Source organism: Dyadobacter sp. 3J3, from assembly GCF_009801115.1.
GTDB lineage: Bacteria > Bacteroidota > Bacteroidia > Cytophagales > Spirosomataceae > Dyadobacter.
Window position 1 is genome coordinate 576,450 of record NZ_VTOL01000002.1, and the last position, 14,335, is coordinate 590,784.

At 37.5% G+C, this 14,335-nt stretch carries 15 protein-coding genes and 1 tRNA gene; 5 read left to right on the forward strand and 11 right to left on the reverse strand.

The window, feature by feature from the left end:
- Window positions 1-222: 222 nt before the first annotated feature.
- Window positions 223-1,008 (reverse strand): mechanosensitive ion channel family protein, encoded by a 786-nt coding sequence (locus FZF08_RS06300; RefSeq protein WP_159467777.1) that lies wholly within the window; start codon window positions 1,006-1,008, stop codon window positions 223-225.
- Between the two features lie 599 nt (window positions 1,009-1,607).
- On the opposite strand from FZF08_RS06300, the gene FZF08_RS06305 reads away from it, so the two are divergent.
- The 4 genes from FZF08_RS06305 (at window position 1,608) to FZF08_RS06320 (ending at window position 6,151) form a co-directional block, all read left to right on the forward strand.
- The gene (locus FZF08_RS06305; protein WP_159467778.1) at window positions 1,608-2,459 is read left to right on the forward strand and encodes a neutral zinc metallopeptidase; all 852 of its coding nucleotides are present in this window, start codon (window positions 1,608-1,610) and stop codon (window positions 2,457-2,459) included.
- A 190-nt stretch (window positions 2,460-2,649) separates the two neighbouring features.
- Window positions 2,650-4,599 carry a leucine-rich repeat domain-containing protein gene (locus tag FZF08_RS06310; RefSeq protein ID WP_159467779.1) on the forward strand — a complete coding sequence of 650 codons (1,950 nt, stop codon included), beginning with the start codon at window positions 2,650-2,652 and terminating at the stop codon, window positions 4,597-4,599.
- Window positions 4,600-5,307: 708 nt separating this feature from the next.
- Window positions 5,308-5,787: a DUF6265 family protein gene (locus FZF08_RS06315; RefSeq protein WP_159467780.1), complete on the forward strand. Its 480-nt coding sequence runs from the start codon at window positions 5,308-5,310 to the stop codon at window positions 5,785-5,787.
- 277 nt (window positions 5,788-6,064) lie between these two features.
- Window positions 6,065-6,151, forward strand: a tRNA-Ser gene (locus FZF08_RS06320).
- 96 nt (window positions 6,152-6,247) lie between these two features.
- Here FZF08_RS06320 and FZF08_RS06325 read toward each other — a convergent pair.
- Window positions 6,248-6,712, reverse strand: a complete 465-nt coding sequence (locus FZF08_RS06325; RefSeq protein WP_159467781.1) for a hypothetical protein — start codon at window positions 6,710-6,712, stop codon at window positions 6,248-6,250.
- 267 nt (window positions 6,713-6,979) lie between these two features.
- Here FZF08_RS06325 and FZF08_RS06330 point away from each other — a divergent pair, with 267 nt between their 5' ends.
- Window positions 6,980-7,375, forward strand: coding sequence for a hypothetical protein (locus tag FZF08_RS06330; RefSeq protein ID WP_159467782.1), 396 nt, complete (start codon window positions 6,980-6,982; stop codon window positions 7,373-7,375).
- A gap of 102 nt (window positions 7,376-7,477) precedes the next feature.
- On the opposite strand, the gene FZF08_RS06335 is transcribed toward FZF08_RS06330, so the two are convergent.
- The 9 genes from FZF08_RS06335 to FZF08_RS06375 all read right to left on the reverse strand — a co-directional run bounded on the left by FZF08_RS06335 (window position 7,478) and on the right by FZF08_RS06375 (window position 14,190).
- Entirely contained in the window at window positions 7,478-8,131 is a 654-nt protein-coding gene (locus FZF08_RS06335; RefSeq protein WP_159467783.1) for a hypothetical protein, read from the reverse strand.
- A 19-nt stretch (window positions 8,132-8,150) separates the two neighbouring features.
- Window positions 8,151-8,312 carry a hypothetical protein gene (locus tag FZF08_RS06340; RefSeq protein WP_159467784.1) on the reverse strand — a complete coding sequence of 54 codons (162 nt, stop codon included), beginning with the start codon at window positions 8,310-8,312 and terminating at the stop codon, window positions 8,151-8,153.
- A 5-nt stretch (window positions 8,313-8,317) separates the two neighbouring features.
- A complete protein-coding gene (locus FZF08_RS06345) occupies window positions 8,318-8,572 on the reverse strand; it encodes a hypothetical protein (protein ID WP_159467785.1) in 255 nt (84 codons plus the stop codon).
- Window positions 8,562-9,050 (reverse strand): phBC6A51 family helix-turn-helix protein, encoded by a 489-nt coding sequence (locus FZF08_RS06350; protein ID WP_159467786.1) that lies wholly within the window; start codon window positions 9,048-9,050, stop codon window positions 8,562-8,564. Before FZF08_RS06350 ends, FZF08_RS06345 begins: the two co-directional genes overlap by 11 nt.
- Window positions 9,051-9,233: 183 nt before the next feature.
- The gene (locus FZF08_RS06355) at window positions 9,234-10,127 is read right to left on the reverse strand and encodes a PriCT-2 domain-containing protein (protein ID WP_159467787.1); all 894 of its coding nucleotides are present in this window, start codon (window positions 10,125-10,127) and stop codon (window positions 9,234-9,236) included.
- Between the two features lie 131 nt (window positions 10,128-10,258).
- Window positions 10,259-11,395 carry an AAA family ATPase gene (locus FZF08_RS06360; RefSeq protein ID WP_159467788.1) on the reverse strand — a complete coding sequence of 379 codons (1,137 nt, stop codon included), beginning with the start codon at window positions 11,393-11,395 and terminating at the stop codon, window positions 10,259-10,261.
- Window positions 11,396-11,463: 68 nt separating this feature from the next.
- Window positions 11,464-11,778, reverse strand: a complete 315-nt coding sequence (locus FZF08_RS06365) for a DUF3853 family protein (protein ID WP_159467789.1) — start codon at window positions 11,776-11,778, stop codon at window positions 11,464-11,466.
- A 103-nt stretch (window positions 11,779-11,881) separates the two neighbouring features.
- Window positions 11,882-12,850, reverse strand: a complete 969-nt coding sequence (locus tag FZF08_RS06370; RefSeq protein WP_159467790.1) for a hypothetical protein — start codon at window positions 12,848-12,850, stop codon at window positions 11,882-11,884.
- On the reverse strand, window positions 12,847-14,190 hold the full coding sequence (locus tag FZF08_RS06375) for a site-specific integrase (protein WP_159467791.1): 1,344 nt from the start codon (window positions 14,188-14,190) through the stop codon (window positions 12,847-12,849). The genes FZF08_RS06370 and FZF08_RS06375 overlap by 4 nt, the downstream gene beginning before the upstream one ends.
- Window positions 14,191-14,335: the final 145 nt, after the last annotated feature.

Sequence of the window (14,335 nt, forward strand, 5' to 3'; positions counted from 1 at the left end):
CTGGTTAATCCAGGTCTGGTTCTTCTTACCAACTCCAGAAATGTCAATAACTTTATTTTTTTAATCAATTTAAAGTAGAAAAAAAATCTAACAGTGTTAAATAACCCCACTCAGTGACCTAATATATAATTTTATTAGTTGGATGTATGGGTTTCCGAGATGGCCGGTAGTGTTGCTCAATCTCCGATTTCAAACAAGTTTTTGACGCGAAACTCATACAAATCACATACCCGGTAATTTTAGACCCGACGATTTCAGACTTTCCATAATTTGTTCCTGAACCGCCATTTTGGTATCAATAAAACCGTGAGCATTGATCCAGACATTGACCATCACTTTATAACCGTCAGGTTCGATCGAAGAAACGCCAATTCTTCTTTCAGGAGATTTAAGGGCATTCTGAGCATTGTTCAGGATGCCTCCAATAATTTTTTTGACCTCCTTAAAATCAATAGCATTGCTGAATTTAAGTTCGATATCCAGCCTTCTGCTTCCGGAACCGCTTATGTTGATAATAACTTCGTTGGAAAGTTTACTGTTTGGAACTACCACTTTCCGGTTGTCGAAGGTGGTAATGATCGTATAAAATATTTTGATTGCCGTAACCGTCCCCTCCTGCCCCTGAGCTAAGATATTATCTCCAACATGAAATGGCTTTAACAACAATATTAATACTCCACTAGCGAAATTTTGCAGTGTTCCGGACAAAGCCAGACCTGCCGCCACGCCAACTGCTCCGATTAATGCAGCGAAAACGGTCATCTGTATACCAATGATCTGCATACCTGCAATGATCAGCAATACTCTTAAAACGGTAATGGTAAGGCTTAACAAAAAAGGAGTTAGTGAGGGATCAATCTCTTTCCTGACCATGTGGGCAGACATATATTTGGATAACGTTTTGATCAGCCAGAAACCAACAATAAGTATTATAATACCCAGCAAAAATGACGGCCCTTTGTCCAGAATCCAAAGATACGCCTTGTCATAAAATTCATTTATTTTCATTAGCAGCATGTTAATAAATAATTGATATGGGACTATACGTGAAATTTTCATTCCAAAGGCCATTATATTGTTATGAATATGTTTTTTGAAATTATTTATCCTCTACTTTTCGTACAAGTAAAGGCAGAATAGGCTATTAAACTGGAATTTATAGTTAAAGCAGTACTTTAATCTAAAAACAGAATATAAGCTAAAACGTAAATTCACAAAATCGATAATATATTAGTATTTAGATAATTAACAGACCTTTGAAATTCAACAAATCAAAATAAATTTCATAGTTCCAACAGAAATCTGTGAAAGTAGTTTATCAATATCCGGATTTGTATTAGCGTGATTTCAAAAATTAAATTGGTGAAGCAGTAATACAGGCCTATCAGAAATTTGGAGGGTAATAGTTGGCAACATTTGAGGATAAATTACCCCTGATCTTTGTAATGGCTAAATTCGCCGGCAGAAATAAATTTTGGCAATGATCTATGAAAATACTTAATTGTAATCCCGTGGCATATTATTTACAGGTTATTCGTAACAAGACTATTCGAATGTAATAAATGTCCTATTAAACAGATCAATCAAAAGACTTAAACGATACTATTATGAATTGGCAGGATTTACGAAGAAGTGGAAATGTAGATGACAGGCGGGGCATGTCGGGTGGAGGTAAGGTTGCGGTTGGCGGTATAGGCGTTATTATCGTTGTAGTGATCGGCCTTTTAACGGGACAGGATCCGTCAGCGATTTTGAATACGATCCAAAATAACCAGTCGTCAGAACAGCAGGTTCAAACGCGCCCGGAAGGTCCGCGTCCTGATGATAAAACTGCCGATATGGTATCAGCCATATTGGGGAGTACCGAAGATGTCTGGACGGAAATTTATAAAGAAAACGGAAGTACCTATAAATTGCCAACCTTGCAGATTTTTGAAAATTCTTCGCAAAGTGCTTGTGGAGGTGCATCCTCTGCAATGGGCCCATTTTATTGCCCTGCCGATCAACAAGTATATATCGATCTTGAATTCTGCGATGAATTAAGGGATAAATTTAATGCTCCGGGCGATTTCGCAGTAGCTTATGTTGTGGCACATGAAGTTGGCCATCATGTTCAAAATCTGATGGGAATTACTGATAAACTTCAACAACAACGTCAGCGTTTGAGCGAAGAAGACTATAACAAACTATCCGTAAAACTGGAATTACAGGCAGATTTTTTAGCAGGTGTATGGGCTAATCACGCAGAGAAAATGAGTAATATTTTGCAACCGGGAGATTTGGAAGCTGCACTAACCGCTGCCAACGCCATTGGTGATGACAAATTGCAAAAGGAATCCCAAGGTTATGTAGTTCCTGATGCGTTCACGCACGGAACTTCCAAACAACGGATGTACTGGTTCAAAAAGGGGTTTGATACAGGAGACTTGAATCAGGGAAAGTTTGATGATATACAGTAATTGAGCTTTATAAAAATTTACCTGAAGCCCGGATTTATATGTCCGGGCTTTTTTTATCACCACACAATCAAAAAAAGACTGCTAATGTTACATTTGCGCCTATAAGTTACATTCAAATTGTACTATGTTTGTCATGCAACATTGAAGTTGTTTTTAACTTAATTTCCAACCCCTCATATCAGTTCATTCAGTGAAAAAAATTTTATTACTTACCCTTACTTTATTTTACTTTCAAGTAAATGCTCAATCGTTGGAAGCAGATCGTACTGCACTTGTTAAGTTGTACAACGCAACCAACGGGCCTCAGTGGACTAACAGTACAAATTGGAACACTCCGGGAAGTCCGTGCGGCTGGTGGGGAATAACCTGTGAAGGAGGCAGAGTCACAGAAATTAATCTGACAAACAATAATTTGTCAGGAACGATACCGATAGAAAATGGAGAATTTACTGAACTTAAATATCTCGGTCTGTCAGTAAATAAATTGTCAGGAACAATTCCGTCAGAGTTAAGTACTCTTTCAAAATTAGAGATTATTGAGTTGAGTGCCAATCAGCTTACCGGTAATATCCCCCCGAAATTCGCTTATTGGGCAAATGTCAGGCGCCTTTCTCTATCAAATAATCAGTTGAGTGGTTCTATTCCGGTCTCCTTGTATAACATGCCTTCATTGCAAACGCTTGACTTGACCAGTAACCAATTAACAGGAAGTCTTTCCAATGCCATAGGAAATCTAAAACAACTGCAATATTTAGAACTGCGAGGTAACAGGTTAACAGGAGATTTGCCTGATTCATTGGGTTATATGAATACTCTTCGTGAGATAAATCTTAGTGATAATATATTTACAGGTTCTATACCCGCATCATTTGCGAATCTTGCGAGTATTGAAAATTTATTTCTAACAAATAACTTGCTTGGCGGCCTTATCCCTGCCGAAATCGGTAACCTTAAAACATTAGTCCATTTGTGGTTTTCCGGTAACAGACTCAAAGGAAGCATTCCATCAACCCTTGGAAACCTGGCAAACCTTCAGGAACTATATTTTTATGGCAATCAGTTGAGTGGAACAATTCCTTCTGAACTTGGAAACCTGACAAAACTGACTATTTTGAACCTGGGGAACAATCAGTTAGCAGGAGAAATCCCCTATGATCTTGGTAAGTTGACGGCGCTTGAAAGTTTATACTTGTTTCAAAATAGTTTGGCGGGAAATATTCCTTCATCTATTACCAAACTCCCAAAACTGACATCTTTGTATCTAAATGATAACCAGTTAAGTGGTACAGTGCCTGACTTTTCCAATATCCCGGACAGTGGAACAATTTATATTGACAATAATTATTTCACATTCAACGGAATAGAGTCCAATGCTCCCAAACTGGATGGTTATGCCCCGCAAAAAACGCAATTAAAGATAAACCGAAATGGTAAAACTTTGTCAGTCACAGCGGGTGGAACACTATCAAAAAATCAATATTTCTGGTTCAGAAACGGACAGGTGCTACTATATAAAACAGGAGATAGTACGTTTACCGTAACGGATGATGGGGCATATCGTGTTCAGGTTAACAATACCGTTGCATCATCATTAGGTCTGCTGAGCGATATATATAACTTTTCGAATACACCTCTTCCTGTGACTCTGGTAAACTTTTCAGCTAAAAAAACAGAAAAGGGAAATCTCATCTTTTGGTCAACAACATCTGAAACAAATAATTCCGGATTTGAGATAGAAAGAAGCAGTGATGCAAAAAGTTTTATATCGATAGCAACCCTGGATGGAAAGGGCAATTCTAAATCCAGCAACAATTACCAATTTACCGATGTTAATCCGCTCCCTGACAACTATTACAGATTGAAACAAATTGATTATGACGGCACTTCGGCTTATTCCAGAATGATCTATGTCGATTGGGAAATGAATACTTTAAAAGTTTATCCAAATCCTGCCAAAGGTGATTTTATTTTGGAAAGTTCTGATATTAATAGTCCTGCGGCTCTTTATAATTTACAAGGACAAAAATTAATAGAAAAAGAGGGCTCCGGCTTGCATACTTTCAAGACAGATGAAATGTCCAGCGGAACCTACATACTCAAAGTTGGGAAGTCAAGTACCAAGGTAGTTTTAGAAAAATAAAGCGATAACAATACCCGGCGGAGAGCCTGCATACTTTCAAAAGCTTGTGGGCTCTTTTCGTTTACCTGGGAATTAAATAATCCTTCAACATTGCAGTTCGTCAATTCAATCACGGCAATGGTCAAAGTATTTTCTCATTTCTTGTTAAGTGATCGTCGTTTGAGATAAATCAATTTTTGATGATTTGATTTACAACGATTGCTAAAATTAAAATGAACTTATGAAAATCCTGGTGTTAGGCTTTGCATTTATCTTAGTTCAAATTAATAGTACGTCCAGTCACCGAAATAATTTAAAACAGGATCAAAAAACATTGATAAAACTACCGAAGCAATACGTTCTGCTTTTGGCAGGGGCGATATCTCAGCCATCACTTCTTTGCATCATCCAAAAGTGATCAAGGCTTTTGGTGGAAATAATTGTATAAAGGCCGGGATCCGATGCTTAAAGGCCTTGAAGAAACATTCAAAACGACCAAAATGGAATTTGTAGGAAACCATATAGAAAATACCTTATTCAATGGTGACACAGCGATTGAATAAGGTATATTTACGATTAAGGTTACACCGAAAAATGGCGGCCCGATTTCATTTGCACGAGGCCGGGCAATGGTGATTTATATTCGATACAAAGGCAGTCCCATAGGATGGGCATCCATTCGGGAAATGGCCCAGGCCGCTCCCGATGAAAAATAATTGATCCGTATTTATGAAAACAAAACTACTGGTACTGCTATTACTATCATTTAATACCTATGCTCAGGAATTCAAAGCCTCTATCAACGACCTGGCCTTTATGTCGGGTACATGGGTGATGAAGCATGAATGGGGAGATATGGAGGAATTCTGGGGGCCGCCTATGGGCAATTCGCTTATATCCAGTTACCGGTGTGTGAAGGATGGAAAGGTTGTTTTTTACGAATTTGTTGTCATTGAACAGATTGACGATATTCCCATCATGAAATTACGTCATTTCAATCCGGGTAGTATTGGTTGGGAAGATAAAAATTCTCCATTGGAATATCCTCTCGTTTCAATTTCTAAAAATAAGGCAGTTTTTGAAGCTAAAGACAAATCCCTAAGACTCATTTATCAGCTGACAAACGAAAATCTGGAAGTAATTCTGGAAGAGAAGAATAAAAATAATGAAATGGAAAAGATGATTTTCGCCTATAAACGGAAGATATAATTTGTGTAATTGAAGTTACCCCTTTGCCTTCCCCTTAAATACCTGCTAAATTTTTAATATTTTGAACCGGACAAGATAGCATAAGAACGTTTTGCAGATTGATTCTTGCCTATTCATTTATTTATTAATGAATGCTACCTCTTAAATCAGATAACTTTTTAATTATCAGCAAACTGCCAAATGACCCGGAAATAAACGGCTTGACAATAATTGTCATTAGCTAATTTCATTTGTTTATTAGATTAGAAAAGCTAACTTTGCACCCTGATTAAAACAAAGAGAGGTGTCCGAGTGGTTGAAGGAGCACGCCTGGAAAGTGTGTATGCGGGTGACTGTATCGAGAGTTCGAATCTCTTCCTCTCTACAAAATGTATTGACAATCAGATAGTTGCATAATTTGCACTCGTTTTTACACTCAGAAAAGCCCTGAACATAAGTGTTCGGGGTTTTCTTTTTTGATTTAATCTATGCAGGATAGAAACCAAATAATCATCGCTGCCATCAAACTAAACAGAATAATTTTTAAAACCAATCCAAAATTGTCCTCTGATTTAAGTTTCGAATAGATTTTATCTACCCCAATTTCATTAAGCATGGCACCACGCTGTATTTTCAATATTTCAGTAGCTTCATCCATATTTCCCGATTCATACAACCTATAAAAGTTATTCTTCCATTTTTCTTTGTATACCGCTGCTGCCTGAGTTCTTTCTCTTTCTTTCTGTTGAAAATAAGTTTTTGGATTCCATTTATTACCACAATTAAGACAAAAAACATTTATATCACTACTCCCATGTAGCCCAGCCAGCAAACCAACCCCACCGGTTAAAATAACTCCGGCGGCTGCTTTTCCAGTACTGTAGCCTTTTTGCTGTGAGGATATTTGTGTTGAAGAACATTTCGGGCACTTAATCGGATCAGGCATTTAAGTATTATTAAAGGTTCGGTCAATAATAGTTAAATCGACACGTATTTTACAACCGTTAAATAATAATATTCACATACTTAGAATAATGCTTCAAAGTGCGATAGACCTATAATTATTTGATAACGAATCTTTTACACATATAAAAAGAGCCTGGAAGAATGGACAATGCGCTAATCATTTATATTTAATCCTTCGGACCACACCTTGAACTGCTATCTTTATACAATCCGTATTCACGGTACTTAATAAAATCAATCCTCTAACATGAAGAATTTTACCTACCTATTTTTTGCCGTTATTCTGTTCGTTTCATTATCTTGCTCAAAAAGTGACCCTGAACCCAAAGTTGTAAATAACATTTTTTTTGAATCTAAGTGGCAAACTGCTGATATAGTTGCAGAAGCTATTTACGGCGGAGTATGCTATCAGGTTATAAATTTCAAGGATAATACGAACTTTGAAATTTATTCTACCCGGAACGGTCAAATACGATCCTATGATAGTGAAGGAATTTATGCAATAACTGATAAAGCTGTTTCTTTAAAGTCTGTTGACAAATCGACAAAGAAAGAGATAGTATCAAATTTTAACCTTGAAAATTCAGGGACTCTTGTAAGAAACCCCAAAGGAGTTGCCTATCATACATATTTGAAGCAGTAATAATAAAGATTTACCGTACAGTTTTTTTATCAAACCTAAGAATAAACAAAAGTCTAATTCATCGCAGCGATGAATTAGACTTCTTTAATTTCAAGAAAATTATTACGCGGTTGCTTTCTTCTTATTAAGCTGGTACGCAATACCGGAAACAGTTTCTATATTCGGTATCAATTTGCCTTTTTCATCCCGAACATAAAAATAATCAAGAATTGCGAAAGTATTTTGGTAATTCCCCCCGATTTTTTTAAGCTTTTCAAATATTGAGTTGTAACCAGTAGCAATAGTTTCAAGTTCGAGCCATAGGTCAGTTGCTTTACCCGGCTCAAGATAGTACCGAGCATATTTTTCAGCAATAGCCTCCCTGTCTGCTTTGAAATCTTCCTCGTCAAAATTAATAAACTCAAGGCTTAAACCGACTTCTCTGGAATAAGTTTTGGGCGTAAATGATTTTAATTGAGACACCGCTTTTTTGAAACGTTCCAAATCGTTTTCTGCTGATTCTGAGGCAATTTTACGTAATGCAGCATTTTTAATACCCGATTGATTCAGCTCTGCTTCAGTTGCTGCATCGGAGCGTTGGATTATATCACGAGGGTTAAGCTTAATAACTTCAAATATTTCTGCTGAAAAAGCTCCAAGGTTTAAAGTTTCGAATGCGGTACGCATTTCTGTCAGTAAGGGCCTAAACTGTCCCAGATCGCCAGAAATGGCATTTAAGAGGTTTTTATCTTCCTTTATTAATTTTTTCGTTTCCATATTTATTCTAGTTTAAATGTTAATTTCCAATACTAAATTTAATAACTCTGTCCATCTCCTTTTCTGTCTCAGTCAAAGGTGGTAATGCCGATGCTGGCTTTGTATTGCCCGTTGCATGGCTTAATTGAATAATTTTATCGATTTCATTATCATCGATGCTTGCTTGATCTTCGATTTCCATATTTATTATTTGTTTAAAAAAGTTTCCATTTGTTCCCGCGTTTCCGGCGCAAAGATTATTACTACGTCCGGCCTGATATTATCTTTAGTAATCAGGTTATAAAAAAACCAGTTTGTAACAATCCTGATCGTTTTTCCTGAACGTCCTCTTAGTGCTTTCAGGTGATCCACATTATTGTTTCGCAGTGCCTCTACTACAACCGCCCGATGTTCGGGTGAGCCGGGTTTTAAATCCCTGAATGCTTCATTTTTAATTTCCATCTGAATTACTATTTAATACTTGATCAATCACTTTATTTATTTGGGAGTCGCTTAACTGACCGATACGGTTCTCAATCTTTGCTTCCACAGTTTGGCGGTGCTTGTACTCTTCTGGAGCCTTATTGGTTAATAGAAATATGAGGGCAACGGTGTCCGGCGCAACCTGTTTCTCCGTTAGGATCTTTTCTTTGACCATGACGGGTTCGCCATCAACTTTTGAGGGCACCGTCACCGTTTTAATTTCCGTGGCTGTGTAGCCTCTAATTTTCTTCATCAGGCTACGTTTTGCCTCAACCACAAGCAAATCCTCAAAGTCACTTCTTTTTGAGGCTAATAGATCCGAAAAGTCCGATTTCTTAGCCCACTCATGATAGGTACTTTTTGAAATTCCAACTATCTTGCAGATTTCCGTTATAGTGTAGCTGTCTGATTCAATCAACTGGCAAATTCTATTGACGATAGTTTTAGAGTATTTCATTTGATTTTTTAGTTTGTAATAGTTCTATGAATTTGTCAGCGGTTCGAATTGATTGTTGAAGCATAAGCATTGAAACTGCTGGCTGCCTAGGATTCGATGCCAAAACAATTATTTGAAGCATACGCAATGCTATTTCTGTTCTGTCAGGTGAATGTGTATTTTGTTTTTCCATGTTCTTCCTACTTAGTTTGTTAAAAGGTGATTGAAATCTATTAAGCTCTTAATATTAATTTCATTCTTACTGCACAAATCATAAAAGGTAGCTATCGTTATGCCATTGCGATGGTCACGACTTACACACCTGTCATATTGTTCATCGCATTGCTCGAATGAGTAATTAGGATGAAACTGGCTTATCTGGTGAAAGTATTTGCGCCCCTCTTCATCAAATTCCGCTGCAAAGGCAAATCCGACATTAAGCCATTTTTCGTAAGTGGGCGTTAAATCAATTTCTCTGAGTTCAATTTGCTGTATAGCTGTCTCAACCCAAAGTATTGATTGTTCCAGGTCATGCGCTGGCTTCATGACACTTATTCGCTTTTCCGGTTCAAGTGTTACTTTAAAAGTTTCAGCGTTGTGGTTTATGTACGGATCTGGATCGAATGACGCAAATCTTCGCCGGGTAATGTCTTTTCCTGACGGGTCAATCACAATTCCTATGTTAGCGAACAATTGGCTTAAAGCTCGAAAGTATTCGCTATGCCTTTCAGGGTGTAATACTGGGACAAACATAAAGTATCCATTTCCCGATGCAGATAAACTCACAAAGGCTGCAAACGGTGCCGAAATCAAAACTTCTTTGACGTACAGCCAATTCGCAATATGACCGTTCTGTTTGAGGTCGAAATCCAAGCAAATTATGCCTGTTAAGTCTACCGGTTTCCCATCCGGCCCTAAATTGCACGATACGGTAAAAGCTGGTAATACTTTTGCCTTTTCTGCACCTTCGCTTCTGACCTTTTTAATCGCAGATGTATTTTTAAATCCTTCAATAATCTCTAATAAACATTTATCAACAGGATTTTTATCTGTGACTTTATTAAACAATGTGACTATGGTATCAAGGGGTGATTTCATTTTTAGTTTACTGTTATGGTTTTACTACTTTACAGCACTGCTTTACTACTTCATCCTATTTTGGTAACTCTACATTACTACTACTATAACTCCCCCCCTATATAATAGGGGGGAGTAGTGAAGTAGTAAGGTTACGCTAGTAGATTATTATAGTTGTAGTAACTATGGCGTGTTCCGGGTGTACCTTCCAACTTGATCCAATCTTGTTCTTGGTACCATTTTGGAAGAGCTGATATTTTTGTTTTCCCAAAGGTGAATCCACGTTGCCGAAATTCTGATTCGAGGAGATCACAAAGTTGTTTGTATTTCGGTTTTTCGATTTTCCCAAAAACTTCAGCCAAAATATCTAAGTGCTCATCTGTTTCTACATCTTCCGGCTTTTTAGCCTTTGTATCAGACATTACATGAAAATCAGAAACGACGACCGGCAACCCACTTTCATCAATGGTGAATGTAATTGGATCTGGATGTATCTCTCTGCCAAATTCAGTTTTTGTAATTGAGTAATCCGGGTTGCGGGTGTCAATTGCAACTGAAAGGGTAAACTCAGACCGATTGACCATTTCACCTCCTAAGTGGCCTCTGGCATTGCCGTCGCCCTTGTTTTGGTGTAAAACATTAAGAATGTGAATTTGCCGTTCATCAGACCACTTCAATAGTAAAGAAACTAAATCCATTGATTCGCCTGGGTCATTCACATCACGCATTAAATCTCTGATCCCGTCAATGACAATTAACCCTAGGTCGTCGGTATTATATATGTAATCCCGAATGATTGCGACTCTTTCCTTCGGGCTATATTTCCTCAACGAATAAACTTCCAAATACTTCGGGTCTGGATCACCTGTCAATCCACAAATCCTTTTTGCCATTTTTTGAACATGGTAACGGCCTTGCTCCGTGTCAAAAACTGCTACTCGTTTCTTTCCTTCTGGCAAGGCTCCCCTAAATGGTCCAACACCTCCGGGTTTTAAAGCCGCCGCGACTAACATAGTTATAAGGAAAGATTTTCTTGATTTTGGTTTCCCTATAATAGTTGTGAGGTTTCCGAGTGAACTTATAGGTACAAGGTGGTCGCCTCTTGCCATGAATATTGCTACCTTGGGCGGTACTAACTGCTCCGAAAGTTTAATTCTACATTTGTCTAATTCATTTATTTTCGGGATTAACTTTTCAATATCGGAATTCCAATTTGGTGCTCGAATCCTTATACTTTTCGGCGGTAAGTTGGATAGTTCTTTATGCGTCTGTACTTTTGCAGCATTCATTTCTATTCGATTAAAAGCATGTCAAAATTCCGGGCTTTCGTCGAGTTCGGAATTTTCATTATGTAGTTTTATAGGCCAGATTTAGCATAACGGTGAGGCTTCAACGGTGCGGGGTGATTCAATGCGGCTAAGACCGCATCAGCATCGAAAATGAGCTTGCGTCCCACCTGAGTGAAGGGAATTCTTCCTGAGTCTTTTATACGCTGGGCTGTAGGATGGGAACAACCAAGGATTTTACATAATCCCGCTAATCCGTATACGTATCGCTTTTCTTTCGCGGTCGGAGCGGAAATGGTTGATTGGTCTTTCTTCGCCATCAGGTCAATGAATTGACCTACGGACAATTGAAAAATTGGTGTTTCAGAAGTTATTGAATGTATCATATTTGTTTCGTTTTGTTCGATACAAAAGTGATACTTAGATTATTTTCGTTTTTTGCGCAAATTTTCGTTGTTGAAACTTTAAAATAAACTACTTATTAATGTATTAAATACCAGGCAAATAACTTTTAATTTTTATCAAAAACTGTTCAACCCTGATATCTGTTTTTCCGGTATTCATATCATCTATAACTTTACCAATCCCTTGGACAGTGCCAAAGGGATTACTTTGGTTAGGTGCAATTTCTTTAGAAAGTGCACTAATGAACTTTATCTTATCACCCTTTTGGAACAAATCGAATGTTAGATATGGATTTAATGCGAGAATTAAGGGAGTGCTCTTTGCAGGTTTATTCAAGTGTTCGCTTTCATATTGCTCCTTCACAAACGCAATTAGCTCTTTGGCATTTGTTCTAAAATACGATTCGAGTTTAGTTTGCGCTCCTGGTACCTTCTTCATCATCGGCTTATCATGTCCATAGTATGAAAGTACTGACCAATCTCTTTTTTGTATTTGAATCCTAATTTCTTTCTGAATTGATTCTAAATCAATTTCAAATTCAAGACATAGTGCGTCAAGTTGCCACAAAAATTGTTGCCTTAGGTTTAAGCACAAAACCACGTAAGATTCATATTTCGTACTCAATTCTTCTCCCTTGGTATACTTATTAATAATCTCAGTAGCTTCTTTACCGCCTTTGTTCTGGTATTCAGTTGGTGCAATTTCATTTTCAATTGTGCGATAGCTCTCGGAATCGTATTGATAATTGAAATATTTTAAGGTTTTTGATGCTAAATCTCTAATAATCGATTTCACATACGTAACCCTCCGGGCTTCATCTGGTAACTGATATAAAACCGCCTGAAGCTCGAGGACGCAACCCATAAATTTAGTACCAGGTTGCAATAACATTATACGTGAAGTCGCTTCATAAGTTGACTCAAACTCCTCTATCCCAATTTTCCTGAATACTTCATTTTTCACAAATTGAGGATTAATAATAGTACGATCCCCTAAAAACCGGAAAGATGAAAGAAAGTGGAGGTAACTGCCTGGCAATGGTCGCGTAGTCATATATTATCGAATTTTGACATTTCACGTTCTTTTATCTCATCAACCATCTTGTGGTATACATCAAAGCTCTTTGAATCTCTGTGGCCCGTCCATTGCCTAATTACGTGGTCTGACACGCCCATATAAATAAGATTAGTAACAAATGTCTTCCGGGCGCAATGAGTTGATAAAAGAGCATGTTTTGGGTGAGTTTCCTCAACGCGTTCATTACCTCGAAAATAAACGATTGTTTCCGATGAAGAAAAACCGGCCAATTCTCCCAGCTCTTTAAGATATTCGTTCATTTTCTGATTTGTTATAACTGGCAAAGCTTTATTCTTTTCGAAAGGAACATCTTCGTATTTATCCAGTATCGCTTTGGAATATTTATTAAGCTCAACTTTTAAAAGGCTGGATGTTTTCTGAGTGACAAATGTTATGTAGCCATCCTTTACATCTGTACGCTTTAAAGCGTACGCATCTGAGTACCGCAATCCAGTAAAACAGCAAAAAACAAATACGTCCCGTACTCGTTGCAAATAACCCTTTGTGTCTGGGATATTTAAGGCGTTAAGATGCTTCAATTCTTCAATGGTTAGAAACACTACTTTTTTAAGCGACCCGTCCGTACCCTTCAATTTCAACTTATAATCAAGTGCTGATTTACTAACGGGGTGTTCGTTCTTTGCGGCCCACTTCAAAAACCATTTAACAAAGTCAATATTTTTGGCAATTGTCGTGTTTCTATTCCCCTGCTTAACCTTTAAGAAATTGATATAGTCGAGCATCCGATTAGCATTAAACTTCTCAAAGGTTAAGGCCTTATCAAATCCTAACAGGTGATTTTTAAGCGATGTAAATTTTGTAAATGTTTCAAGTCCCCAATCATTTTCCCGGCCTACTGTTTTTACAAAATCATCAAACGCACCAAAGAAAGTATCTACTTTTACCGCTCGGTTATTAATAAGGCGCGAAAATTCAGCTTTGACATCGGATGGCTCCGGGTACGCTTCACGTACTTCCCAGGTTTTAAAAAAGGTATGCATCCCGCTTTCAAGCTTTGAAAGCTTGTCGTTAATATCTTTGGCGGTTTGCCCTTTGGCGTGTGTCGTGTTATTTTTAACACGCTGCTTCAATTCGCTTGGTTTCTTGTCTGTCGTTTTCCTTATTTTCGTCGGGATGTAACCTTCCCATTTTATTGCATCAATGCGTGATCCTGCAAAGAAAATTATCCTTTTTTTGCCAAAGGAAACAGACATCCGTATTGGGACGTTCGTCTCGATAATTTCACCATCTGCACCTTTGCGCTGCTCCATAAAGAAATAGACGTTTCTTTTGATTTCAAAAACTTGGTTGCTCATTGTGAGTGCAAATTTAAATTACACTCAAATATACACTCTTTTTTCGGTTAATTCTATTTATGTTTATGTAACTTTGCTTGTATATAAATTTATTAAAGTACTGATATACAGAACATAAGTATTTTATATTGAACTTAGTTTTAGC

What these genes read in the sequence shown, in the direction of transcription:
- FZF08_RS06325 (WP_159467781.1), bottom strand. Translation starts at nt 6,712, where the DNA reads ATGCCTGATCCGATTAAGTGCCCGAAATGTTCTTCAACACAAATATCC.
- FZF08_RS06305 (WP_159467778.1), top strand. Translation starts at nt 1,608, where the DNA reads ATGAATTGGCAGGATTTACGAAGAAGTGGAAATGTAGATGACAGGCGG.
- FZF08_RS06370 (WP_159467790.1), bottom strand. Translation starts at nt 12,850, where the DNA reads ATGACTACGCGACCATTGCCAGGCAGTTACCTCCACTTTCTTTCATCT.
- FZF08_RS06350 (WP_159467786.1), bottom strand. Translation starts at nt 9,050, where the DNA reads ATGAAATACTCTAAAACTATCGTCAATAGAATTTGCCAGTTGATTGAA.
- FZF08_RS06360 (WP_159467788.1), bottom strand. Translation starts at nt 11,395, where the DNA reads ATGAATGCTGCAAAAGTACAGACGCATAAAGAACTATCCAACTTACCG.
- FZF08_RS06330 (WP_159467782.1), top strand. Translation starts at nt 6,980, where the DNA reads ATGAAGAATTTTACCTACCTATTTTTTGCCGTTATTCTGTTCGTTTCA.
- FZF08_RS06345 (WP_159467785.1), bottom strand. Translation starts at nt 8,572, where the DNA reads ATGGAAATTAAAAATGAAGCATTCAGGGATTTAAAACCCGGCTCACCC.
- FZF08_RS06365 (WP_159467789.1), bottom strand. Translation starts at nt 11,778, where the DNA reads ATGATACATTCAATAACTTCTGAAACACCAATTTTTCAATTGTCCGTA.
- FZF08_RS06335 (WP_159467783.1), bottom strand. Translation starts at nt 8,131, where the DNA reads ATGGAAACGAAAAAATTAATAAAGGAAGATAAAAACCTCTTAAATGCC.
- FZF08_RS06300 (WP_159467777.1), bottom strand. Translation starts at nt 1,008, where the DNA reads ATGAAAATAAATGAATTTTATGACAAGGCGTATCTTTGGATTCTGGAC.
- FZF08_RS06355 (WP_159467787.1), bottom strand. Translation starts at nt 10,127, where the DNA reads ATGAAATCACCCCTTGATACCATAGTCACATTGTTTAATAAAGTCACA.
- FZF08_RS06375 (WP_159467791.1), bottom strand. Translation starts at nt 14,190, where the DNA reads ATGAGCAACCAAGTTTTTGAAATCAAAAGAAACGTCTATTTCTTTATG.
- FZF08_RS06340 (WP_159467784.1), bottom strand. Translation starts at nt 8,312, where the DNA reads ATGGAAATCGAAGATCAAGCAAGCATCGATGATAATGAAATCGATAAA.
- FZF08_RS06315 (WP_159467780.1), top strand. Translation starts at nt 5,308, where the DNA reads ATGAAAACAAAACTACTGGTACTGCTATTACTATCATTTAATACCTAT.